Raw genomic sequence first — 22,551 nt, 5'->3', positions numbered from 1 at the left:
TTGGTTTGGCCGTTACGCAACCTTGGCCGACCATGTTCATTTACTCGAACGGAATTTCCTGACCCGTTTGAGAATTCGCTCCACCGGTCGCAGTCGTACCAGCAGGAGCAGGAGAAGGCTGATCACGGCGACGGCGACGATCCCGCCGCGCCACGACCAGCGATGGGTGGCGAGCATGCCCTGGGCGACCAGCATGTCCAGGGCGACGGCACCCGCGAGCGCGGTGAGGGCCCGGGCGAACGGATCGAGACCGCGCAGCCCCAGGGTGATCGCCGCGGCCGGCGCGGCGATCAGGAACAGCAGGACGAGCGGTGCCCGCAGCGGTGAGCCGGAGTCGGTCAGCGCGAGCAGCGCGCCGCTCGCCGCGACGGCCGTCGCGGCTCCCGCGAGCACGGGTCCCAGGTCCCTCCCCGGTCCTGGCCGTGCCCGTTCGTCCGCCGTCGGCGATGACTTGAGCCGTATGGTCTGCATGGCCGACTTTGCCCCCCAAGGCGCCGGATGCCGGACTTCAATGTCGCGCAGCCGAACGGGGGGCGTCAAGCGGGTCTTTGGACATGACCGTTCCTTGATGTCACAGGTGATCCGGGATCGCCACGGAAGCGGCTGGTTGCGACAGAAAAAGATTTGGCATGGACACTTCCCGTCAACACGCGCCGTTGGTACGAAAGTTGTGGCAGAGATCCTGCTAAAGGGAGGTTCCATGAGACGTTCCCGAATTACGGCATACGTGACTTCACTCCTCCTCGCCACCGGCCTCACCCTCACCGGGGCGGCCGCGACGCAGGCGCAGGCCGCGACCGGGGGCTACGTGGCGCTCGGTGACTCGTACTCCTCCGGCGTCGGCGCCGGCAGCTACATCGGTTCGAGCGGCAGCTGCGACCGCAGCACCAACGCCTACCCCTACCTGTGGAACGCCGCCCACAGCCCGTCCTCGTTCTCGTTCCTCGCCTGTTCCGGCGCCACCACCGACGACGTGCTCTCCGGCCAGCTCGGCACGCTCGGCTCCTCGACCGCCCTGGTCACCCTCACCATCGGCGGCAACGACGCGGGCTTCGCAGACGTCATGACGACCTGTGTGCTCAACTCGGACAGCACCTGCCTGTCCCGGATCAGCACCGCCGAGGCGTACGTCGACTCCACCCTCCCCGGCAAGCTCGACGCCGTGTACGACGCGATCCGCGCCAAGGCGCCCAACGCCAGGGTCGTCGTCCTCGGCTACCCGCGCTTCTACCAGCTGGGCACCACCTGCCTCGGCCTCTCCGCGACCAAGCGCTCCGCCATCAACAACGCCGCCGACTACATCGACACCGCCATCGCCAAGCGCGCCGCCGACCACGGTTTCACCTTCGGCGACGTGCGCAGCGCGTTCTCCGCCCACGAGATCTGCTCCGGCAGCTCGTGGCTGCACAGCCTCAACCTGCTGGACGTCACCGAGTCGTACCACCCCACCGCGGCCGGCCACTCCGGCGGCTATCTGCCGGTCCTCACCAGCAACGCGTGAGTCCGGGGTACCTCAGCCCCCGTTCACGAGCTCGACGGTGACGGCGTACCGGAGGCCCCGGCGCTCGGGGTCTCCGTCGTCGAGGTGCACGTGACCGAGAACGGCACCGCGTCGGACGTGGTCCGCACCGGGCTGCGCACCTCGACCGCGATCGCGTCGTTCAGGGTCCCGCTGCCGGACCACGTCGTGACGGTCACCCTGGTCTGCCGGGTCTTCCCGCCGCCGTCCGGGAAGGACAGGGTCCTCCACCCCTGGTCGTCGAGCGACCCCTTCTTCAGCACCCACCGGTACTGGACCTGCGCGGGCACCCTGCCGACCGTGAACGTCGCCGTGAACGAGGGCGCCTGCGCGGTCGACGGCGGGCAGCTCCCCGAGTAGTCGGTACCGGACCCGGCCACGTTCACCTGCACGCTCTGCGCGGCCGCGCTGCTGCTCGCGGACGCCGACGCCGACGGCGACGCGGACTTCGTGGTGCTGCTCCGGCTCGGTGCGGGCGAACTGAGGCTGCCGGCCGACTGACCCGCCCCGGCGTCGCCGCCGTCCCCGCCCCCGTTGCCGTGGTTGAGCAGGGCGTACACCAGCCCGCCCAGCGCGAGGGCGACCAGGACCAGGCCGACGACCAGGAGGGTACCGGCGCTGCGGTTGCCGCCGCGGTCGTCCTCCGGCGGCCGGGTGCCCGTCGGGATGGGCAACGGAGGTGTGGGGGCGCCCCGGTAGGGCTGCTGGGCGACCCGCGTCGGGGCTTCGTACGGCGCCGGGACCGGAACGGTCACCGCGGTGTGCGGGGTGCCGCCGGCCGCGATCAGCCGCAGGTCCCGCTCGGCCTGTTCGGCGGGGAGCCGGGCGGCCGGGTCCTTGCGGAGCAGCCCCTCGACGACCGGGCCGAGCGGCCCCGCCCGGTACGGCGGCGGCAACTCCTCGTCCACCACGGCACGCAGGGTGCTCAGCGGGGTGTCCTGCCGGAACGGCGAGGCGCCCTCGACGGCCGCGTACAGCAGCACCCCGAGCGACCACAGGTCGGACTCGGGGCCGAACGCGCGTCCGAGCGCCCGCTCCGGGGCCAGGTACTCGGGCGAGCCGATGACCTCACCGGTCATGGTCAGCGCCGAGCTGCCCTCGACGGTGGCGATGCCGAAGTCGGTGAGCACCACCCGGCCGTCGTTCGACAGCAGCACGTTGGCCGGCTTCACGTCACGGTGCAGCACCCCGGCGGCGTGCGCGGCCCGCAGCGCGGACAGCACCTCGGCGCCGATGCCCGCGGCCCGCTGCGGGGACATCGGGCCCTCCGCCTCCAGCGCGTCGGCCAGGGACACCCCCCGGACCAACTCCATGACGACCCAGGGCCGTCCGCCCTCCATCGCGACGTCGTACACCGTGACCACGTTGCGGTTGGCGATCCGGGCGGCGGCCCAGGCCTCGCGCTCCAGCCGGGCGTACATGCGCTCCACGTCGGGGCCGGGCAGCCCGGCCGGCGCCCGCACCTCCTTGACGGCGACCTCCCGGCCCAGCACCTCGTCACGGGCCCGCCACACGGTGCCCATACCGCCCTCGCCCAGCGGCGACAGCAGTCGGTAGCGGCCGGCGATCACTCGCTCTCGGCCGGGCTCATCGGTCACGGGTGCCCCCCACGGCAGCTCGCGCGAACTCATCACAAACGTAACTCAGAGCAGGGCGGAGGCGGCGCCCTTGAGGACCAGTCCGGCACCCAGGGCCACGACCACGAGCGCCGAGGCGAGCGGGGTCGTCCTGCGGATCAGGGTGGCCATGGGGTGGGTGGTCAAGCGAGGGCGTTTGTCCAGCACCCGAGTCATTCCCGTACCCAGCTTGACGACGGCGAACCCGGCGGCGGTCAGGGTCAGCGCGAGGCCGACGCCGTAGGCGACGACGAGGAGCAGACCGAACCAGGCCTGTCCGAGGGCGGCGGCACCGACGAGGACGACGACGGCGGACGGGCTGGGGACCAGCCCGCCGGCGAAGCCGAGGAGGAGGGTGCCGCGCACCGTGGGGGCCGTCTCGTGGGTGTGGGTGTGGCCGCCGTGGGTGTGCGTGTGGCCGTGGCCGTGGCCGTGGCCGTGGCCGTGATCGTGGCCGTGATCGTGCCCGTGGCTGTGTCCGTGGTCGTGACCGTGTCCGTGGTCGTGGCTGTGCGCGTGCCCGTGGCTGTGTTCGTGATCGTGCGCGTGCCCGTGGCTGTCTTCGTGATCGTGCCCGTGGTCCTGGGGGTGTCCGTCGGCATGGGTGTGCGCCGTTGCGGCCAGTGCCAACTCGCGTGCGGGTGCGTGCTCGTGGTGCCCGGCGTGCTCGTGGACCCTGGTGCGCCAGGCCCTTCGGGTCAGGTTCAGGCCTGCCGCCAGGACCATGAGGCCGCTCGCGATGCCCAGCCAGGCGATCACCGACGGGGTGGCCGCCGAACCCGCGGTGACCAGCACGCCCAGGGCGACCACGCCGAGGGTGTGGGTGACCGTGACCGACGCGGCCAGCGGGAGCACGTCACGGAGCCGGGCGCGGCCGCCGCGGGCCGCCGCCGTCGCCGCCATCAGGGTCTTGCCGTGCCCCGGCGCGAGGGCGTGCAGGGCGCCGAGAGCGATCGCGATGAACAGCGCGAGCGTGGCGAAGCCGAAGGTGAGGTGGTTGCGTGCGACCAGGTCGGTCAGGGCCTGGGTCCAGCGGTCGATGCCCCGGGGGAGGATCTCCGCACCCGGGGCGTCCTGCCGTTCCGCGGCGAGCGCCGGGCCGCCCGGCCGGACCCGGACCGCGGCGGTCGTGAGGTCGGCGGGGGAGGAGAGCAGGTCCTTGGGGTAGCGGGTGAGTTCGTGCGAGAGCGAGGTCTTCGGTACGTCCGTCCTCGTCAGCGTCATCCGGTCGCCGCGTGCCGTGATCTCCCGCCAGCCGGGGCCTGAGTCGGTGCCCGCGCTGTGGAAGCCGAGGGTGACGGTGGCGCCCTTCGGGAGCGGCGCGGTGAACCGGCAGGACACCCGCAGGGTGTTCAGTCCCGCCTGGCCGGGCCGGAGTTGGGCGTGACTGGTGGTGACGGTCAGGGGCGTGGCCGTGCCGTCGACGGTGAGCCTGCTGCCGTCCGCCGCCGTCGTGCAGCGCTGCTGAGCCCACGTGGCCGTGCCCAGCCGCTTCAGGTCCGGTTTGGCCTGGGTCGCCGGGATCTCGGCGAGGTCCTCGAAGTGGTCGACCCGGAGCTGTCCGGGGGCGGCGACCAGCCCGTCGTACTTGTTGACGGTGAAGTTGCCGAGCGGGTGCGCGCTCGCGGTCGTGGCCGGGAGGAGGGTGAGGCCGCAGACGACGACGAGGAGGGCCGCGGCGCGGCGGCGGAGGTTCACTTCGAGGCCTCCAGCGCCTTACGGGCGGCACGGGCGCCGAGCGGGGAGAAACCCGGGTTGAGTGCGAGGGCCTTGGTGAGGGCCGCGCGGCCGGCCGCCCGCTCGCCGTCGGCCAGCTCGATCATGCCCAGGTGGTAGCTGAAGGAGGCGTTGCGGTAGCCGGTGGCGGTGGCCTGGCGGGCGTACGTCAGCGCTTCCTCGTCGTGGCCGTTGACGTGCAGGGCCCAGGCCAGCGCGTCCGCGGTGTGGACGGTGTGGCGGCGGGCCCACTCGGCGCGCGCGGCCTTCAGCGCCTCGGCCTTGTCGCCGTGGTCGGCGGCGGCGAGCGCGGTGTCCAGGTCGGCGTTGACGCCGTTGGCGCGGGCCAGCGCGATCCAGGCCTCGACGAGGGCGTACTGGTTCGCGGCCTTCTCCTTGTCGCCCGCGGCGCCCCGGTCCTCGTACAACTCGCCGAGTTCCACCAGCGGCTGGGGCAGCGGATAGCGGGAGACGACCAGCTCCATGCCCTTGATGGCGTCGGCACGGTCGCCGCTCGCCGCCTGGGCCCGGGCCCGGCCCTCCAGCGCGGGCAGGTAGTTCTCGTCGGCGGTCAGGGCGCGGGCGTAGTAGTCGAGCGCGCTCCGGTAGTCGCCCTGGTTCCAGGCGAGCAGGCCGAGCTGCGCGGCCACGTACGCGATGTCGCCCTTCGAGGTGGCCGTGGACAGCGCCTGTTGCAGGACCCGGCGCGCGGTCTTCACGTCACCCCGCAGCTCCCGCACGTACGCGTACCGGGTGAACACCGGTACGCCCGGCTTGCGCTGGTCGGCGAGGTCGGCCGCCGCGGCCGCGTCCGCGTACCGGCCGAGTTCGACCAGGGCGTCGATCCGGGAGGACAGGGCGCCCGCGTTGTACGGGTTCTGCTTCAGCGCCCGGTCCGCGTAGGTGAGCGCGTCGGCGAACTGGTGCCGGGCGGCGGCGAGCGCGGCCTGTCCGGCCAGCGCCTGGTCGTTGCCCGGGGTGATCCGCAGGGCGCGCTTGAGGGCTTTGTCGGCCTGCGGATAGCGGGAGGGGTCGCCCTTGGTACGGGCCTGCTCGACGTAGGCGAGGCCGAGGGTGGCCCAGCTGTCGGAGTCCTTGGGCTGGCTGCGCAGATGGGCCTGGAGAGAGGCGATGCTCGCGTCGAGGCTGCCGCTCGCGAGCAGCGCCGGCGACACGGCACTCGACGCGGCGACCGGCGTCGCACCGCTGTCCCGGGACGCCCCGAAGGCGATGGCGCCGCCGGTCAGCGCCACGGCCATCAGCAGGGCGGAACCCGCGAGCCGGGCCCGCCGCCAGTTCCGCCCCGCGGCGGCGAACCGGCGCAGGGCGGTGACACGCTCGTCGGTGTCGCCGTCCGGCGTGTCCTGCGCGTCGGCGGGCTGCTTGTCGTTCGTACCCGGGGCCATGCCCTCTCCTAGTAGCTGTCGCATGGGGCGGCGCGGCCCGCTGCCGTGGGGGGTGGGGGAGCGGGCCGCGCCAGTCTGTGAGGTGGGGAAGCGTCCCCTAGTACGGGCGCTGCATCCGGCGGCGCCACCAGCCGAACCCGGTGCCGATCAGCAGTACGCCCGCCGCGCCCGCGGCCGCCGATCCCGCGATCAGCGTCGTGTTGCTGCCGCCGGAGCCGGGCAGTGCGTCACCGAGTGCGCTCTTCGTGGTGCTGCCGCCGCCGGTGCCCTTGGCGAGCGGACCGTGCGAGCCGGAGGTCGGCTCGGCCACGTACGGGAAGTACTTCTCGAAGTTCTTGTCGTTCTTGTCGACCGCGTCGCCCAGGTCGTTCTTGGAACCGACCAGTTCGCCCTCCATCACCTGGAGCGCCTCGTCGATGACGTCGTCGGTGAGCCGGCGCCCGTTCGGGAAGCCCGCGTTGTCACCGTCCAGCACACCGAGCCGCTTGGGCTTGGCGGTGGGCTTGATGGACGTGTTCAGGCGGAGCATCTCCGAGGGAGTGGCGTACGGCTGGAGGGTGTTGAGGCCCTTGACACCCGTGAGGAACACGCTGACGAGGTCGTTGCGGGGTTCCTTCGGCGCCTTGATGTGGTAGATCGCCTCGATGAGCTTGGGCAGTTCCGGGTTGGTGACGTTCTTCAGGAACTGCGCGTCGTCCTTGGGCTGGGACGCGTTGAACTTGTCCTTGTCCTTCTGCGGGTTGACGACCTCGTTGACCAGCGGGTTGCCGAGGCGCGAGACCTGCGTGTAGTAGCCCTGCGCGTTCCGGCGCTGGGTCGTCGCGTAGATGCCGACGGTCGGACGTGACGCCGACTGCCGGATCAGGTCGGTCGGCACCTGGAGGGCGAGCGTGTTGACGTTGTAGCCCTTGAGGGTGTCGTTGCCGACCTCGGAGAGGTTGCCGCCGTACAGCAGGTCGAAGACGCGCAGGTCGGCGAAGAACGGGTCGTCGGCCTGGCCGGCGAAGGTCGCGCCGCCGTTCGAGGTCTTGTAGATGGCCTGCGCGCGCAGCTTCGCGTAGTCCGGCATCGAGGCCTTGCCGACGTCCGACGGGGCGGCCGGGATGTCGCTGGCGATCCGCGTCGTGTACTGGTGCTTGCCGTTCTTGAACTTGAGGAGGTCGAGGTTGTACGACTGCGTGACGTTCAGGTCCGGGTCGGTCAGGTTGTCGACCACACCCGTGTTGTAGAGGAACGTCTTCTTGTTCTTGATCTGCGTCTTGAAGGTGTACCGGAAGACCAGGTCGTCCTTGGCGTCACCGTTGTTGTCGATGTGGATGTCGTACTGGGCGTCGTCCGCGAACTGGTAGAAGTTCGGGCCGCCCGACGGCTCCTCGAACGGGATGTAGTTCGACACGATCGTCGTCGTGTCGGGCTTGTCCGGACTGACGAACGCGTACAGGTCCGTGTTGTCGTACTGCGGGGTCCCCGAGATGAGGGGGGCTTCCCGGTGGGAGGAGGCAGCGGCCACCCCCGGTTCCAGCGCGGCGACGCTGGCGGCTGTGATTCCGCCGGTGGCCAGTGCCCCACAGATGAGGGTGACGAGGCCCTTGCGCCCCGCACCGCTCCTGGAGATTTGAGGTGTCATGCCGTCCGTCCCTCGGTCCCAACTTGCTTGACGGACGGGTATACGGAGCTGGAGGGCCATTTGGATTGGTCGAAAGAAAAAAATCTTTTTTGCTGCTCGACCCGCGTTTTTGCCTCCCGCTTACGTACCTCTGCCGGAGGTGCGTCCAGGTGCGAATGCGTGATACGGGAGGGCGGGCCGGATGCGGCCACAGGAGACGGGACGGGGTGGAGGCGGACGAACTGCTGGTGCTCGTCGCCGGTGGCGACCAGAAGGCGTTCGAGGACCTCTACGGTCTGGTCTCCGGTCCGGTGTTCGGACTCGTACGGCGCGTGGTCCGCGATCCCGCCCAGTCGGAGGAGGTGGCCCAGGAGGTGCTCCTCGAACTCTGGCGCTCCGCACCCAAGTTCGACCCCGGCCGGGGCAGCGCCCTCTCCTGGATCCTCACCCTCGCCCACCGCCGCGCCGTCGACCGGGTGCGCAGCGCCCGCGCGGCCGGCGAACGCGAACAGCGCGAGGCCCTGCGCGCCGGCGAGACCGCGTTCGACCAGGTCGCCGAAACGGTGGAGGCCGGCCTGGAACGCGAATGGGTGCGCCGCTGCCTGGACCGGCTCACCGCCCTGCAGCGCCAGTCCGTCACCCTCGCCTACTACGACGGCTACACGTACCGTGAGGTCGCGGAACGGCTCAAGCTGCCGCTGGGCACGGTCAAGACACGGATGCGCGACGGACTCAGCCGGCTGCGCGAATGCCTGGGAGGTGTGGCGTGAGCCTGGTCGGCCGCCTGCTGCACCGCGAGGATCTGCACTCCCTGGCGGCGCCCTACGCCCTGGACGCCCTGGAGCCCGGCGAGCGGCGCCGCTTCGAGAAGCACCTCAAGGGCTGCGAGCGGTGCGCCGAGGAGGTGCAGGCGCTGACCGAGGACGCGGTACGGCTCGCCTGGTCCACGGCCGCCCCGCCGCCCCTCGCGATGCGCGGCCGGGTGCTGGCCGCCGTCCGGGCGACCCCGCAGGAGCCGGCCCCGGGCCGGGAGCGCGTCCCCAGTCTGCCGCCGCACGTCTGGGGCGTGCAGCCGCCGCCGAAGCGCCGGCGGCCGCGGCCCGTGTTCGTGCCGTTCGCCACCGCCACGGCCGCCGCCGCGCTGGTCGTCGCCTCGCTCTTCGCGGTGCAGGCCGGGCGGACGCAGGACCGGCTCGACGCCGAGCGTGCCCAGTCGCGTGAGATCGCCCACGTTCTGAGCGCGCCCGACGCCCGCGCGGTCGGCGCCGAGGACGCTCAGGGCCGAAGTATCGGAGCGGTTGCGTCCGCTTCGCAGGGGCAGGTGATCGTCACGCTCAGCGGATACGGCGCGCTGCCGGACGGGCGCGTGCATCAACTCTGGCTGATGCGCCCCCGCGCACAACCGCGCTCCCTGGGCCTTTTCCAGGCCGACACGCCCCTGGTCGCCACGGGTCTGGTCAAATCCGCGACGTCACTCGCCGTGACCGTCGAGCCTGCCGGTGGGTCAGCACAACCCACCAGCCAGCCAGTTGTCCAACTCGCCCTGAAATCGGTCGGATTCGGAGAGTGATCGAAGAGGGGTCGTCAACGCCCTTGCGGGGAAGGTGAATCCTGTGACCGCGATACACGGGTGCCCCGTCGGGGCGATAGGGTTACCCTGCCCGGGCCGGGTGGACTCGTACGGGTGGGGAGTGACATGGAGCAGATAACACGCAGCAGGGCGAGGGTCCCTGCGATCACCTGCGGGAGCAGCGCGACCAGTTCGCGTCTCGACCGCCATCTGTCGGTGCTGGCGGGTCCCGCCATACCGCAGCAGCAGGCGGTCGAGGCGACGTCTCTGATGCGTGAGCTGACCGCGCGCACACCCGCACAGCGCAGCGACCGGGGCGCACGGGTCAGCCGTGTCTCGCTCTTCGCACCGCTGCGCAGGCTGCGCCGTTCGCTGTTCGGCGGCAACAGGCACTGACCGCAAGGCCCGCGCTCAGGCGACCACACCGTCCCGGCGCAGCGCTGCTGACTCGGCGTCCGTCATCCCCACGGCACGCAGCAGCGCCTCGGTGTGCTGGCCGAGCGCGGGCACGTCACCCATCCGTGCCCCGTCCCCGCCGGGCAGTGTGATGGGCGGCAGCAGCGCGCGCAGCGGCCCGACCGGTGACCCCACTTCCCGCCACCGCTCCCGGGCCGCCAGTTGCGGATGCTCCGCCAGCTCGGTCAGGTCCCGCAGCCGCGCGCACGCGATGCCCGCCGCCTCCAGCCGCGCCAGCGCCTCCTCGGCGCCGAGCGTCCCGAGGGCCCGGCCCACCAGTTCGTCGGTGCGCGCCCGGTTCGCCACCCGTGCCGCGTTCGTCGCGAACCCCGGATCCGCCCCCAGCTCCGGCCGCCCCAGAACCCGCTCGGCCAGCCGCCGCCACTCCCGGTCGTTCTGCACCGACACCAGCACCCGCCCGCCGTCCGCGGTCGGGTAGGCGTCGTACGGCGCGATCACCGCGTGCGCCAGGCCGGTGCGCTCCGGTGGTGTCCCGCCGTGGATCGTGTGGTGCAGCGGATGCCCCAGCCACTCGGCCAGCGCCTCCAGCATGGACACCTCCACCGGCCCGCCCCGCCCGGTCGTACCGCGCCGCACCAGTGCCGCGAGGACGCCCGAGAAGGCGTACATGGCCGCCGCGATGTCCGCCGCCGGGATCCCCGCCTTCACCGGCTGCTCCGGCGTCCCGGTCACCGACACCAGTCCCGCCTCGCACTGCACGAGCATGTCGTACGCGCGCCTGCCCGCGTACGGCCCGGACGCGCCGTACCCCGAGATGTCCACGGCGACCAGGCGGGGGTGGGCGGCGCACAGGGTGGCCGCGTCCAGCCCGAGCCGGGCCGCGGCACCGTGCGCCAGGTTCTGCACGAAGACGTCGGCGTCCGCGACGAGCCGGCGCACGACGCCCGCGCCGCGCGGGTCCTTCAGGTCCACCGCGATGGACTCCTTGCCCCGGTTGCACCACACGAAGTGCGAGGCGAGCCCGCCCGCGGCGGTGTCGTAGCCGCGCGCGAAGTCGCCGCCGTCGACGCGTTCCACCTTGATGACGCGTGCACCGAGGTCGGCGAGCTGCCGGGTGGCGAACGGCGCGGCCACGGCCTGCTCGACGGCGACGACGGTGATGCCCTCCAGGGGCAGCGGGAGACGGTCCATGACCCGGATCATGTCCCGCGACCGGCGGATCTGTCAGCAGCGCCCGTACCGGTGGAGGAATCCAAGGCCGGTCAGAGCAGCGTCAGCTGACCCGCCGGGCCCTCTTCGGGGTGCTCCAGGACCGACGCCGGTCTCCGGGACGGGTCCGGGGGTGGGAGCACGCCCGCCGCCCTCAGCTCCGTCGCCGTGATCCGTGAGCCGGTCCCGAACTCGTCCCGCCGGGACCGCACGTCCGCCAGCAGGGCCAGTACCGTGATCAGTTCCAGGAGTTCCGACGTCCAGGACTGGGACCAGGCCGCCGGTACGATCGCCTCCAGCGTCCCGGGGGCGCCCGGCCCCGCCGTCCGTGCCGTGAACCACGCCTCCAGGACACGTGCTTCGCCCGTCCGGAAGTCCCAGGCCTCACGCGGGACCGGGGAGATGCGGCCCTCGTCGATGTGGAGGGCCTCCTCCTCGGGGTCGTAGCGGATCGTGAGGGGACGGGACGGCAGCGGGGCCCGGACGTAGGGGCGGCGGCCCCCGGGGAGCTTGGGGCGCTCGCCGTGCCGGCGGAGCAGCCAGAGGGCCCGGTGGCCCAGCTCGACGCCCCGCAACCAGAGGTCGGGGTCCTCGGTGAGGGGGACGGTGTGGTCGGCGCGGACCGTGGCCAGGGTCCAGGCGAGGAGGTCCGGGGCGGTGGCGGTGCGGCCCAGCCGGCCGGTCAGATGGTCCAGCAGGCCGGGGGCCAGGTTGGGTTCCGCGCCGCCGGGGCGGCGGTAGAGCGGGCGGATGCGCCCCGCGCGCAGGGTGGGCAGCAGGGAGGTCGCCAGCAGGGGCAGGCCGTCCGCCGACTCCGCGGACTCCACCACGAAGACCTGGCGGTCGTCGGCCACCCGCCACAGCTCCGGGCGGGCCGTGTCGAGCAGCCGGTGGTCCGGGATCAGCCACCGCTCGTCGAAGGGCGCGGCCAGGACGCGGACCGGGTCCGGGAACGGGTCCGAGGCCTGGGCCAGCCTCTCCGTGCCGGTCGGCTGCCCGGGGAGCTGGGGCACCGCCGAGTGGACCGTCCGGGCGCGCGTCGGCTCGAACAGGCTCTCCCGGTCGGGGCCCTCGGCCTTGAGAAGGGTCTCCCAGCGGCTCTTCAGGGTCGCCGGGTCCGGGGCCGTCGGCCACCCCCGGCCGAGCCGTAGTGGTGCGACGGACCACGGCATGAGGTCCGCGAGCAGCGGAGCGTCGTCGCGCGTCACGCCCGGCATCGTACGACGACTTCAGGTGGCGTCGAGCGTGACCGTGAAGGAGAAACGGTCGCCCCGGTACTGGATGACCGCCAGGTCCAGGACCCGGTCGGCGGTGTCGTAGGTGACGCCCGTGTAGTGCAGGATCGGGCTGAGGAGCGGTACGCGCAGCAGCCGCGCCGTCTCCGGGTCGGCCAGCCGCGCCTCGACCGTGTCCGTGATCCGGCTGATCTCCGCGCCGACGACGTCCCTGAGCACCTTGGTCATCGGCCAGCGGACCAGGTCCTCCGGCGCGATGCGCTCGGCGAGTTCGGGGCGGACGTGGTTGCGGGCGTGGTTGGTCGGCTCGCCCGTCTGTGCGTCGCTGCGCAGCCGGTGGTACGCCGTCACCTCCGCGAGATCCGGGAAGAACTCGGTGAGTTCGCCGGCCACCGGCACCGTGCCGTGGTCCAGCAGCTCCGCCGTCATGCCCGACTGCTGGGCCACGATCGCGTCCACCGAGCCGAGGAGCCGGACCGGGGCGCCCCGCCGGGCGTCCGGTTCGATGAACGTGCCCCGGCGGCGGTGCCGGCTGATCAGGCCCTCGTCCTCCAGCTCCTTGAGCGCCTGCCGCATGGTCAGCACGCTCACGCCGTAGTGCTCCGCCAGCCTCTCCTCGGTGGGCAGCCGCAGCGGGTCCCGGGGCGAGCGGCCGAGTATCGAGGCGCGCAGCGACTGCGAGACCTGGTACCAGAGCGGCAGCTTGCGGTTCAGGACGATCGAGTCCGGGGCGAAGGAGGTCACGGGCCATCCGTACCGTCGGCGGATCTTCCGTGCAAGGGGCGGAAGTGGCGTTCCAGGCCCTGCCAGACGTCGTCGTAGCGCCGCTGGAGGTGCTCGGCGGTCGCCGCCTGCGGGGTGAGGGTCAGCGGCCAGCGGGTCTCGAACATGAACGCCAGGCCGTCCGCCACCTTCTGGGGCCGCAGCTCGGCCGTGCTCGCCCGGTCGAAGGTCTCCCGGTCCGGGCCGTGCGCCGACATCATGTTGTGCAGCGAGCCACCGCCCGGCACGAAGCCCTCCGCCTTGGCGTCGTAGGCGCCCTCGATCAGGCCCATGTACTCGCTCATCACGTTCCGGTGGAAGTACGGCGGCCGGAAGGTGTTCTCGCCCACCAGCCAGCGCGGGGCGAAGACCACGAAGTCGACGCCCGCCAGGCCGGGGGTGTCGGACGGGGAGGTCAGCACGGTGAAGATGGACGGGTCGGGGTGGTCGTACGAGATGCTGCCGAGCACGTTGAAACGGCGGAGGTCGTAGACGTAGGGCACATGGGTGCCGTGCCAGGCGACCACGTCCAGGGGGGAGTGGTCGTAGGTGGCGGTCCACAGGTTCCCGCAGAACTTGTTGACCACCTCCACCGGGCCCGACACGTCCTCGTAGGCGGCGACCGGGGCCAGGAAGTCCCGGGCGTTGGCCAGGCCGTTGGCGCCGATCGGGCCGAGGTCGGGCAGCCGGAAAGGCGCGCCGTAGTTCTCGCAGACGTACCCCCGGGCCGAGGCGTCCAGCAGCTCCACACGGAAGCGGACACCCCGGGGGATCAGCGCCACGTGCGCCGGTTCCACCCGGAGCAGACCGAACTCCGTGTGCAGCAGCAGTCCCCCGTGTTCCGGGACGATCAGCAGTTCGCCGTCCGCGTCGGAGAAGACCCGCTCCATCGAGGCGTCCGCGTGATAGAGATGCACGGCCATGCCGGTGCGCTGGGTCGCGTCGCCGTTGCCGCCCAGGGTCCACAGGCCGGCGAGGAAGTCCGTGCCCGCCGGGGGCGGGGGCAGGGGGTTCCAGCGCAGCCGGTTCGGGTCGGCCGCGAGGTCCGTGAACGGGCCGGTGCGCACCGCGCCGTTGTCGGCGGCCCGGGTGAACGCCGGGTGGGCGGCCGAGGGGTGGATCCGGTAGAGCCAGGAGCGGCGGTTGTGGGCCCGCGGCTCGGTGAAGGCCGTACCGCTGAGCTGTTCCGCGTACAGGCCGAGCGGGGCGCGCTGCGGGGAGTTGCGGCCCTCGGGCAGGGCGCCCGGCACCGCCTCCGAGGAGTGCTCGTTGCCGAACCCGGAGAGGTACGCCAGTTGCTCGGCGCTCTTCCGGGCCTCCGCGCGCCCGGACCCGCCCGCGCCGGAGGTGACCCCATCGCCCATGATCGCTCCCTGAACCTGCCGGCCGTCGATTCCTCTGCATCACCGTAGGATTGCGCGGAGCTCCGTGCAAGAGGGTCCGGGATCATCCCCGAGGAGGGCGGGAACCCGACTTCAGGGGGATCCGGTCGGTGGCCCGCTGTTCTACGCTCCCCGGCATGGGGTGGAAGCGTGGGCTGCCGGGCGGACTCGCGGTCCCCGTATTGCTGCTGGTCGCGGCGGCGGGGTGCGGGACCGGGAAGGCGCACGAGCGGCCGGGGGCGGGGGTGCCCTCACCGGTGGGCAAGGTCCTCGACGACACGGACGAGAGCGGGCGCCACTACCGGGAGATCGGCCGGAAGCAGGCGCCCGAGGTGGACACCGAGGTCACCCCGGACCCGGCCGGCGGCTGGGACGTACGGCTCGACCTGCGCCGCTTCCGGCTCTCCGCGGCCGGCGCCGGGGCGACGGCGGTGGCCGGCCACGGCCTCGCCTACCTCTTCGTGGACGGCGGCCTGGTGACCCGGCTGCGCACCTCGGCGTACCACCTTCCGGCCGGACTCGTCCCGCACGGCACCCACCACGTCACCGCCCGGCTCTACGCGGACGACGGCACGGTGTGGGCGGTGCAGGGCAAGCCGGTGGAGAGCACCGCGGACGTCACGGCGTCCGGCGCCGAGACGACCACCCCGTCGGCGGCGACCCGCCCCGCGAGCGGCGCCCCCACGGGATGAGCGCCCGGCGTTTCGCCGCCCTACCGGGGGGCGAGCTTCACCTGATTCTTACGGAAGGGCATCATGAAGCCCGTGCCCCCAGCGACCCCCCTCCGTAAAGCACCCGTCCAGCGCCGCAGCGCCGAACGGCTGACCAGGATCCTCGACGCCTGCGCCGACCTCCTCGACGAGGTGGGCTACGACGAGCTGAGCACCCGGGCCGTCGCGGTGCGCGCCGGGGTGCCCATCGGCTCGGTGTACCGCTTCTTCGGCAACAAGCGGCAGATGGCCGACGCCCTCGCGCAGCGCAACCTGGAGCGCTACACCGAACGGGTCACCGAGCGGCTGAAGGACGCGCCGAGGGGCGACTGGCGCACCGCGATGGACGCGGTGCTCGACGAGTACCTGGCGATGAAGCGCACCGCCCCGGGCTTCTCGCTCGTCGACTTCGGCAACCAGATCCCGGTCGGCGACCGCCACGCGGAACCGAACCACCGGGTCGCGGACCGCCTGACCGACCTGCTCGCCGCCTACCTGGGCCGTCCCCCGGACGACGTGCTGCGCCGCACGTTCCTGGTCGCGGTGGAGACGGCCGACACCCTGGTCCACCTGTCCTTCCGCATGGCCCCGGAGGGCGACGAGGCCATCATCGCGGAAACCCGCGAACTGCTCAGGGCGTACCTGGCCCGAGTGCTCGACTGACCCGGGCGGGACGCGCCCCTCGCGGGGTGCGGGGCGCAGCCGACATGCGGCTCCGCCGCGCGGGCGCGCCCAGCCCCCACCGACCCGCACCCGAATCACCACAGCCCTCCCCTCTCCACATACCAGCCGGTATGCTCACCCGGAGTACGGCCGCCCCCCGTCGCCGCGCCCCTCCCGGAGGCCCGCATGCCCCGCACCGCCCTGCGCATCTGCCCCCTCTGCGAGGCGACCTGCGGCCTCACCCTCACCATCGAGGGCACCCGCGTCACCGGCGCCCGAGGCGACCGCGACGACGTCTTCAGCAAGGGCTTCATCTGCCCGAAGGGCGCCTCATTCGGCGCCGTGGACGCCGACCCCGACCGCCTGCGCACCCCCCTCGTCCGCAGGGACGGCGAACTGCGCGAGGCCACCTGGGCGGAGGCCTTCGACGCGGTCGCCGCCGGGATCCGGCCCGTCGTCGAGCGGTACGGCGCCCACTCCGTCGGCGTCGTCCTCGGCAACCCGAACGTGCACACCGTGGCCGGCGCCCTCTACCCCCAGGTGCTGCTCGCCACCCTCGGCACCCGCAGCGTCTTCACCGCGTCCACGGTCGACCAGATGCCCAAGCACGTCTCCAGCGGCCTGCTCTTCGGCGACGCCAACGCGATACCGGTGCCCGACCTGGACCGCACCGACCACCTGCTCCTCATCGGCGCCAACCCCCTGGAGTCCAACGGCAGTCTGTGCACCGCCCCCGACTTCCCCGGCAAGCTGAAGGCGCTCAGGGCCCGCGGCGGCACCCTCACCGTCATCGACCCGCGCCGCACCCGCACCGCCCGGCTCGCCGACCGGCACATCGCCATCCGGCCGGGCGCGGACGCCCTGTTGCTCGCCGCGCTGGCCCAGGTCCTCTTCACGGAGGGCCTGGTGGACCTCGGGGACCTCGTCCCGCACACCGAGGGCCTCGACGAACTCCGCGCCGCCCTGGGTGACTTCACCCCCGACGCGGTCGCCCCGGCCTGTGACGTGGACGCCGGCACGATCCGGGTCCTCGCCCGCGAACTCGCCGCCGCCCCCACCGCTGCCGTGTACGGCCGCATCGGCAGCTGCACCGTCCCGCACGGCACCCTCGCCAGCTGGCTGGTCGACGTCCTCAACATCCTCACCGGCAACCTCGACCGGCCCGGCGGCGCGCTCTTCCCGCAGGCCGCCACCGACCGCACGCCGCGCCCGGCGGGGCCCGGCCGCGGCTTCGCGCTCGGGCGCTGGCGCTCCCGGGTGAGCGGACACCCGGAAGCCAAGGGCGAGTTGCCGCTCTCCGCGCTCGCGGAGGAGATCGACACCGAGACCGCCGAAGGGGAGCCGATCCGGGCACTGATCGCCGTCGCGACCAACCCGGTGCTCTCCGCGCCCGACGGCGCCCGCCTCGACAAGGCCCTGGACTCCCTCGACTTCATGGTCAGCGTCGACCCCTACCTCAACGAGACCGCGCGCCACGCCGACGTCGTGCTGCCCCCGCCGCCGCCCTCGCAGAGCCCGCACCACGACTTCGCCTTCAACACCCTCGCCGTCCGCAACCAGGTCCGCTACAGCCGCCCCGCCGTCCCGCTCGAACCCGGCCGGATGGCGGAGACCGAGATCCTGGCCCGGCTGATCCTGGCGGCCGGCGGCATGCACGGCGCCGAACCGTCCGCCGTCGACGACCTGGTCATCGGCCAGACCCTGGGGAAGGCGGTCACCGAGGCCCACTCGCCCGCGCACGGCCGCGACCCCCGGGAGCTCGCCGCCCTGCTCACCGGCGACACCGGCCCCGAGCGCCGGCTGGACATGATGCTGCGCCTCGGCCCCTACGGCGACGGCTTCGGCGCCCGGCCCGACGGTCTCACCCTCCAGCGGCTGCTGGCCCACCCGCACGGCATCGACCTCGGCCCCCTCGCGTCCCGCCTGCCGCAGCCGCTGAAGACCAGGAGCGGCAAGGTCGAGCTGCTGCCGCGGCCCATCGCCGAGGACCTGCCCCGGCTCCGCGCGGCCCTCGGCGACCGCCCCGCCGGACTCGTCCTCGTCGGCCGTCGGCACCTGCGCTCCAACAACAGCTGGATGCACAACGTGCCCGCCCTCACCGGCGGCTCCAACCGCTGCACCCTGCAGATCCACCCCGAGGACGCCGAACGGCTCGGCGTGCGCGACGGCGCCGACGTACGCGTCAAGGGCGCCGGGGGAGAGGTGGTCGCCCCCGCCGAGGTCACCGACGGCGTCCGCAGGGGCGTCGTCAGCCTCCCGCACGGCTGGGGCCACGACCGCTCCGGCACCCGGCTCAGCCACGCCGCGACCGTCCCCGGTGTCAACGTCAACCAGCTCCTCGACGGCAGCCTGCTCGACCCGCTGTCCGGCAACGCCGTGCTCAACGGCATCCCCGTCGAGATCACCGCAACGCCGTGACCTGGAGTTCTGCGCTTATTGCTCGCATGTCAACGTCTTGTTAACGACGTTTGACGCGACCTAACGTCGTCCGCACCGCCGGCCCTGGTGGGAGTTCAAGGGCGAACGTTAGGTGTTCCACTCATGCTGACCATCCTCGGCTTCGCCATGATCGCGACCTTCCTGGTCCTGATCATGCTGAAGAAGATGTCGCCGATCGCGGCGCTCGTGCTGATCCCCGCGCTGTTCTGCGTGTTCGTCGGCAAGGGGGCCAAGCTCGGCGACTACGTCATCGACGGCGTCACGAGCCTCGCCCCGACCGCGGCGATGCTCATGTTCGCGATCGTCTACTTCGGTGTGATGATCGACGTCGGCCTCTTCGACCCGGTGGTCAAGGGCATCCTGAGGTTCTGCAAGGCCGACCCGCTGCGGATCGTCGTCGGCACGGCCCTGCTCGCCGCGATCGTCTCCCTCGACGGCGACGGCTCCACCACCTTCATGATCACCGTCTCGGCGATGTACCCGCTGTACAAGCGGCTGAAGATGAGCCTGGTCGTGATGACCGGTGTCGCCGCCATGGCCAACGGCGTGATGAACACCCTGCCCTGGGGCGGCCCCACCGCTCGCGCGGCGACCGCGCTGAAGCTGGACGCGAGCGACATCTTCGTCCCGATGATCCCGGCGCTCGCCGTCGGCCTGCTCTTCGTCCTCGCCCTCGCCTACGTTCTCGGCCGCCGCGAGCGCAGCCGGCTCGGCGTGCTGACCCTGGACGAGGCGCTGGTGGCGGAGCGGGAGACGGAGACCGTGCTGGTCGGCGCCGGGACCGGCACCGGGAAGTCCCCGGCGCGCGGCGCCGGTTCGGGCTCCGGCACCGGCGCGGAGCTCCCGGGGGAGGACGGGGCCTTCCAGGGCCTGGACCCGCACCGCGACACGCTGCGCCCCCGGCTGTACTGGTTCAACGCGGCGCTCACCGTCGTCCTGCTCACCGCCATGATCATGGAGTGGCTGCCGATCCCGGTGCTGTTCCTGCTCGGCGCGGCCTTGGCGCTGACCGTCAACTTCCCCCAGATGCCGGCCCAGAGGGCCCGGATCGCCGCCCACGCCGAGAACGTCCTCAACGTCTCCGGCATGGTCTTCGCCGCCGCCGTCTTCACCGGCGTCCTCCAGGGCACCGGCATGGTCGACCACATGGCCGAGTGGCTGGTCGGCAACATCCCCGACGGCATGGGCCCGCACATGGCCCTCGTCACGGGCGTGCTGAGCATCCCGCTGACCTACTTCATGTCCAACGACGGCTTCTACTTCGGCATCCTCCCGGTCCTCGCCGAGGCCGGGCAGGCCCACGGGGTCCCCGCCGTGGAGATCGCCCGCGCCTCGATCGTCGGCCAGCCGCTGCACATGTCCAGCCCGCTCGTCCCCGCCGTCTACGTCCTGGTCGGCATGGCCAAGGTCGAGTTCGGCGACCACACCCGCTTCGTCGTGAAGTGGGCCGCCCTGACGTCCCTCGTGGTGCTCGGGGCAGGGATCCTGTTCGGAATCGTCTGAGCCGTCCGTCGGAGGACTTCACCATGGTGCCCGGCAGGAACCGCGGCTGGCTGCTGCGTCTCGTCATCGCCTTCGGCTTCGCGCAGGGGGCGGTGTCGATGGCCCGGCCCGCCGTCTCCTACCGGGCCCTCGCGCTCGGCGCCGACGAGCGGGCGGTCGGCGTCATCACCGGTGTCTACGCCCTGCTTCCGCTGTTCGCCGCCGTGCCGCTCGGCCGCCGTACCGACCACGGCCGCTGCGCGCCCCTGCTGCCGGCCGGCGTGGTGCTGATATCCGGCGGCTGCGCGCTCAGCGGCCTGGCCGGCTCCCTGTGGGCGATGGCCCTGTGGAGCGGGGTGATGGGTCTCGGCCACCTCTGCTTCGTGATCGGCGCCCAGTCGCTGGTGGCCCGCCAGTCGGCCGCGCACGAACAGGACCGCGCCTTCGGCCACTTCACCATCGGGGCGTCGCTCGGCCAGCTGATCGGCCCGGTCGCGGCCGGTGCGCTGATCGGCGCCCCCGACATGGCGGGCAGCAGCGCGCTCGCGCTCGTGGTGGCGGGCGCGGGCGCGGCCGTCGCGCTGACGTCGCTGTGGCGCATCGAGGACCGTACGGCGGTCGCCTCCCCTACGGAGCGGGGCGAACGCGTCGCGGTCGGCCGTATCCTGCGCGCCCGGGGGGTGCCGGCGGGCATGCTGATCAGCCTTTCGGTGCTGTCCGCGACCGACATCCTCACGGCGTACCTCCCGGTGGTCGGCGAGCACCGGGGGATCGCTCCGGCGGTGATCGGCGTGCTGCTGAGCGTGCGCGCCGGGGCGACGATCGCCTGCCGGCTGGTTCTCACGCCGCTGCTGAGGTGGCTGGGCCGGCCGGTGCTGCTGACCGCGACGTGTCTGCTGGCGGCGGTGCTGTGTGCGGGGATCGCGCTGCCGGTGCCGTTGTGGGTGCTCGGGCTGATGCTCGGCGTGCTCGGGTTCTGCCTGGGGGTCGGGCAGCCGTTGTCGATGACGACGGTCGTGCAGGCGGCGCCGGACGGTGCCCGGTCCACGGCACTGGCCCTGCGGCTGACCGGGAACCGGCTGGGGCAGGTGGCGGCGCCGGGGGCGGCGGGTCTGGTGGCGGGGGCCACGGGGGTGGCCGCGCCGTTCGTGATGCTGGGGGCGTTGCTGCTGTTGTCGGCGGGGGTGGCGGTGCGCTCTCCGGCAGGCGTGGGGCCGTCCGGGGACGCGGGTGCGGTGCCGCGGACACGACGCAGGAGCTCGGTGTTGCGCCGGCCGGGCGATATCTGACGGCGCGTCGGGCGTCGATGGCGTGGGCCGTGGGGTGGGTGAGTGATAGTCCAGGCGAAAGGCCGATTTGTATGAAAATCGTCTAACTTGGAGGAGCTTGCATGCCCACCCTCACACTTCCACGCTCCGCCGGTTCCCGCGCGGGCGCCACCGTCGTCCTCACCGCCCTCGCCGCGGCGGGCGCGTCGTGGGTGGCGGCGCCGAACGCGGTGGCCCAGGGGGAGAACGGCGACATCAGGATCCACCGGGTGGGCGTGCCCTTCGGCGTCTCCAAGGACGACCCGGTGGTCTGCCGTTTCTACCTGGACGCCGTCAACTTCGACGTCCTGCCCGCCATCGCCTACACCATCACCCCGCAGCCGCCGCTGCCCACCGCCGCCACCGTCGCGGGCACCATCCAGCTCGCCGGAGGCGCCGGTCACACCGATCCGCTGGGGCTGGCGGACGGTCAGTACCGGCTCACCTGGGTGGTGGCCGGCGCGTTGAAGGAGAAGGTCTTCCGGCTCAACTGCCACGACGGCAAGGAGGACGGGGCGCCGGGCCAGAACGGCCCCAACGGGCAGAACGACCAGAACGGTCACAACGGCCAGAACGGCCAGATCGAGGACAACCAGCACAACGACGCGAGCTGGGGCAAGGGTGACGACCACAACGGCCCGCAGGGCGGTGTGCACGCCGGCGGCGGCGGTCTCGTCGACACGGCGGCCGCGTTCTCGCCCGTGGCCGCGGCCGCGGCCGTGGGTCTGGTCGCGGCCAGTGCCGTGGCGTACGTCCGGCTGATCCGTCGTCGGCCCCATGGCGCCGCGTAGGCGCAGACGCAGGCCCTGGTACCGGACCCGCGCCTACCGCCTCGCCAGGACGGCCCTGCTGGTCATGGCCCTGGTGGCACTGGTCCGGTGCGGGGGGCACGACGACGGGCCGGGCGACCGGGACGCCGTGGCGGGCGCGGGGCCCGACGGGGCCCGCACGGCGGCCAGGCCGCTGCCCCCGCCCCGCCCCCTGCCCAGGTCCCGGCCGACGTCGATGCGCATCCCGTCCCTGGGCGTCGACGCACCGGTCACCGGTGTCCGGCTGGACCCAGGGCGGCAGTTGGAGACCCCGCCGGTCGACGAGCCGAAGCTGATCGGCTGGTACCAGGGCGGCGCCACGCCGGGCGAGTCCGGCCTCGCGGTCGCCGTCGGACACCGCGACACCAGAACCGGACCCGCGGTCTTCGCGGCGCTCGCGCAGGTGAAGCCCGGCAAACGGATCGAGGCCGGGCGCGCGGACGGACGTACCGCCGTCTACACGGTGGACCGGGTGAAGGTCTACGACAAGGCCGGATTCCCCGACAAGGAGGTGTACGGCCCGACCCGCCGCCCGGAACTGCGCGTGATCACCTGCGGTGGCCTCTTCAGCCGCCGGACCGGCTACACCAGCAACGTGGTGGTCTTCGCCCACCTGACCGCGACGGAATGACCACGCGGTACGGACGACCTGGACGAGTGAACCCGGCGCGAAACCGGTGGCAGGGCCGACCGAACCCCCTAA

At 72.7% G+C, this 22,551-nt stretch carries 20 protein-coding genes; 11 read left to right on the top strand and 9 right to left on the bottom strand.

What is annotated here, in order from left to right:
• Positions 1-36: 36 nt before the first annotated feature.
• Positions 37-393: a hypothetical protein gene (locus tag AB0958_RS13500; protein WP_366890541.1), complete on the bottom strand. Its 357-nt coding sequence runs from the start codon at positions 391-393 to the stop codon at positions 37-39.
• A 307-nt stretch (positions 394-700) separates the two neighbouring features.
• Here AB0958_RS13500 and AB0958_RS13495 point away from each other — a divergent pair, with 307 nt between their 5' ends.
• Positions 701-1,501, top strand: coding sequence for an SGNH/GDSL hydrolase family protein (locus tag AB0958_RS13495; RefSeq protein WP_366890540.1), 801 nt, complete (start codon positions 701-703; stop codon positions 1,499-1,501).
• Between the two features lie 23 nt (positions 1,502-1,524).
• Here AB0958_RS13495 and AB0958_RS13490 read toward each other — a convergent pair whose 3' ends face one another.
• The 4 genes from AB0958_RS13490 to AB0958_RS13475 form a co-directional block, all read right to left on the bottom strand.
• Positions 1,525-3,117, bottom strand: a complete 1,593-nt coding sequence (locus AB0958_RS13490; RefSeq protein ID WP_366890539.1) for a serine/threonine-protein kinase — start codon at positions 3,115-3,117, stop codon at positions 1,525-1,527.
• 45 nt (positions 3,118-3,162) lie between these two features.
• Positions 3,163-4,833: a sulfite exporter TauE/SafE family protein gene (locus AB0958_RS13485; protein WP_366890538.1), complete on the bottom strand. Its 1,671-nt coding sequence runs from the start codon at positions 4,831-4,833 to the stop codon at positions 3,163-3,165.
• Positions 4,830-6,257, bottom strand: a complete 1,428-nt coding sequence (locus AB0958_RS13480; RefSeq protein WP_366890537.1) for a tetratricopeptide repeat protein — start codon at positions 6,255-6,257, stop codon at positions 4,830-4,832. The genes AB0958_RS13485 and AB0958_RS13480 overlap by 4 nt, the downstream gene beginning before the upstream one ends.
• Before the next feature lie 97 nt (positions 6,258-6,354).
• Entirely contained in the window at positions 6,355-7,884 is a 1,530-nt protein-coding gene (locus tag AB0958_RS13475; RefSeq protein WP_366890536.1) for a DUF4331 domain-containing protein, read from the bottom strand.
• Between the two features lie 206 nt (positions 7,885-8,090).
• On the opposite strand from AB0958_RS13475, the gene AB0958_RS13470 reads away from it, so the two are divergent.
• The 3 genes from AB0958_RS13470 (at position 8,091) to AB0958_RS13460 (ending at position 9,829) form a co-directional block, all read left to right on the top strand.
• Positions 8,091-8,633: a sigma-70 family RNA polymerase sigma factor gene (locus AB0958_RS13470; protein ID WP_366890535.1), complete on the top strand. Its 543-nt coding sequence runs from the start codon at positions 8,091-8,093 to the stop codon at positions 8,631-8,633.
• Positions 8,630-9,433: an anti-sigma factor gene (locus tag AB0958_RS13465; protein ID WP_366890534.1), complete on the top strand. Its 804-nt coding sequence runs from the start codon at positions 8,630-8,632 to the stop codon at positions 9,431-9,433. The genes AB0958_RS13470 and AB0958_RS13465 overlap by 4 nt, the downstream gene beginning before the upstream one ends.
• Before the next feature lie 126 nt (positions 9,434-9,559).
• Entirely contained in the window at positions 9,560-9,829 is a 270-nt protein-coding gene (locus tag AB0958_RS13460; RefSeq protein ID WP_358977447.1) for a hypothetical protein, read from the top strand.
• Between the two features lie 15 nt (positions 9,830-9,844).
• On the opposite strand, the gene AB0958_RS13455 is transcribed toward AB0958_RS13460, so the two are convergent.
• The 4 genes from AB0958_RS13455 to hmgA form a co-directional block, all read right to left on the bottom strand.
• Positions 9,845-11,041 (bottom strand): CaiB/BaiF CoA-transferase family protein, encoded by a 1,197-nt coding sequence (locus AB0958_RS13455; RefSeq protein ID WP_366890533.1) that lies wholly within the window; start codon positions 11,039-11,041, stop codon positions 9,845-9,847.
• A 71-nt stretch (positions 11,042-11,112) separates the two neighbouring features.
• Entirely contained in the window at positions 11,113-12,276 is a 1,164-nt protein-coding gene (locus AB0958_RS13450) for a type ISP restriction/modification enzyme (RefSeq protein ID WP_366890532.1), read from the bottom strand.
• 12 nt (positions 12,277-12,288) lie between these two features.
• Complete coding sequence (locus tag AB0958_RS13445; RefSeq protein WP_366890531.1) at positions 12,289-13,038, bottom strand: GntR family transcriptional regulator; 750 nt, start codon at positions 13,036-13,038, stop codon at positions 12,289-12,291.
• Entirely contained in the window at positions 13,035-14,420 is a 1,386-nt protein-coding gene (hmgA, locus tag AB0958_RS13440; RefSeq protein ID WP_366890530.1) for a homogentisate 1,2-dioxygenase, read from the bottom strand. Before hmgA ends, AB0958_RS13445 begins: the two co-directional genes overlap by 4 nt.
• 155 nt (positions 14,421-14,575) lie before the next feature.
• Here hmgA and AB0958_RS13435 point away from each other — a divergent pair, with 155 nt between their 5' ends.
• The 7 genes from AB0958_RS13435 to AB0958_RS13405 all read left to right on the top strand — a co-directional run bounded on the left by AB0958_RS13435 (position 14,576) and on the right by AB0958_RS13405 (position 22,479).
• Positions 14,576-15,130, top strand: a complete 555-nt coding sequence (locus AB0958_RS13435; RefSeq protein WP_366890529.1) for a hypothetical protein — start codon at positions 14,576-14,578, stop codon at positions 15,128-15,130.
• 63 nt (positions 15,131-15,193) lie between these two features.
• Complete coding sequence (locus AB0958_RS13430; RefSeq protein WP_366890528.1) at positions 15,194-15,811, top strand: TetR/AcrR family transcriptional regulator; 618 nt, start codon at positions 15,194-15,196, stop codon at positions 15,809-15,811.
• 186 nt (positions 15,812-15,997) lie between these two features.
• On the top strand, positions 15,998-18,229 hold the full coding sequence (locus tag AB0958_RS13425; RefSeq protein WP_366890527.1) for a molybdopterin oxidoreductase family protein: 2,232 nt from the start codon (positions 15,998-16,000) through the stop codon (positions 18,227-18,229).
• An 87-nt stretch (positions 18,230-18,316) separates the two neighbouring features.
• A complete protein-coding gene (locus AB0958_RS13420) occupies positions 18,317-19,753 on the top strand; it encodes a citrate:proton symporter (RefSeq protein WP_366890526.1) in 1,437 nt (478 codons plus the stop codon).
• Between the two features lie 23 nt (positions 19,754-19,776).
• Entirely contained in the window at positions 19,777-21,021 is a 1,245-nt protein-coding gene (locus AB0958_RS13415; protein WP_366890525.1) for an MFS transporter, read from the top strand.
• 101 nt (positions 21,022-21,122) lie between these two features.
• Positions 21,123-21,830, top strand: a complete 708-nt coding sequence (locus AB0958_RS13410; protein WP_366890524.1) for a hypothetical protein — start codon at positions 21,123-21,125, stop codon at positions 21,828-21,830.
• Positions 21,817-22,479 (top strand): class F sortase, encoded by a 663-nt coding sequence (locus tag AB0958_RS13405; protein ID WP_366890523.1) that lies wholly within the window; start codon positions 21,817-21,819, stop codon positions 22,477-22,479. Before AB0958_RS13410 ends, AB0958_RS13405 begins: the two co-directional genes overlap by 14 nt.
• Positions 22,480-22,551 lie beyond the last annotated feature (72 nt).

Origin of the sequence: Streptomyces sp. NPDC006655 (assembly GCF_040703965.1) — a bacterium.
GTDB lineage: Bacteria > Actinomycetota > Actinomycetes > Streptomycetales > Streptomycetaceae > Streptomyces.
Note: the sequence above shows the minus strand (reverse complement) of the source record. Positions and strands in the feature narration are given on the sequence as shown.

Bases quoted from the DNA above. Each gene is read 5' to 3' on its own strand.
- AB0958_RS13430 (WP_366890528.1), top strand. From the start codon at position 15,194: ATGAAGCCCGTGCCCCCAGCGACCCCCCTCCGTAAAGCACCCGTCCAG.
- AB0958_RS13475 (WP_366890536.1), bottom strand. From the start codon at position 7,884: ATGACACCTCAAATCTCCAGGAGCGGTGCGGGGCGCAAGGGCCTCGTC.
- AB0958_RS13435 (WP_366890529.1), top strand. From the start codon at position 14,576: ATGGGGTGGAAGCGTGGGCTGCCGGGCGGACTCGCGGTCCCCGTATTG.
- AB0958_RS13455 (WP_366890533.1), bottom strand. From the start codon at position 11,041: ATGGACCGTCTCCCGCTGCCCCTGGAGGGCATCACCGTCGTCGCCGTC.
- AB0958_RS13495 (WP_366890540.1), top strand. From the start codon at position 701: ATGAGACGTTCCCGAATTACGGCATACGTGACTTCACTCCTCCTCGCC.
- AB0958_RS13405 (WP_366890523.1), top strand. From the start codon at position 21,817: ATGGCGCCGCGTAGGCGCAGACGCAGGCCCTGGTACCGGACCCGCGCC.
- hmgA (WP_366890530.1), bottom strand. From the start codon at position 14,420: ATGGGCGATGGGGTCACCTCCGGCGCGGGCGGGTCCGGGCGCGCGGAG.
- AB0958_RS13460 (WP_358977447.1), top strand. From the start codon at position 9,560: ATGGAGCAGATAACACGCAGCAGGGCGAGGGTCCCTGCGATCACCTGC.
- AB0958_RS13480 (WP_366890537.1), bottom strand. From the start codon at position 6,257: ATGGCCCCGGGTACGAACGACAAGCAGCCCGCCGACGCGCAGGACACG.
- AB0958_RS13425 (WP_366890527.1), top strand. From the start codon at position 15,998: ATGCCCCGCACCGCCCTGCGCATCTGCCCCCTCTGCGAGGCGACCTGC.
- AB0958_RS13410 (WP_366890524.1), top strand. From the start codon at position 21,123: ATGCCCACCCTCACACTTCCACGCTCCGCCGGTTCCCGCGCGGGCGCC.
- AB0958_RS13450 (WP_366890532.1), bottom strand. From the start codon at position 12,276: ATGCCGGGCGTGACGCGCGACGACGCTCCGCTGCTCGCGGACCTCATG.
- AB0958_RS13415 (WP_366890525.1), top strand. From the start codon at position 19,777: ATGGTGCCCGGCAGGAACCGCGGCTGGCTGCTGCGTCTCGTCATCGCC.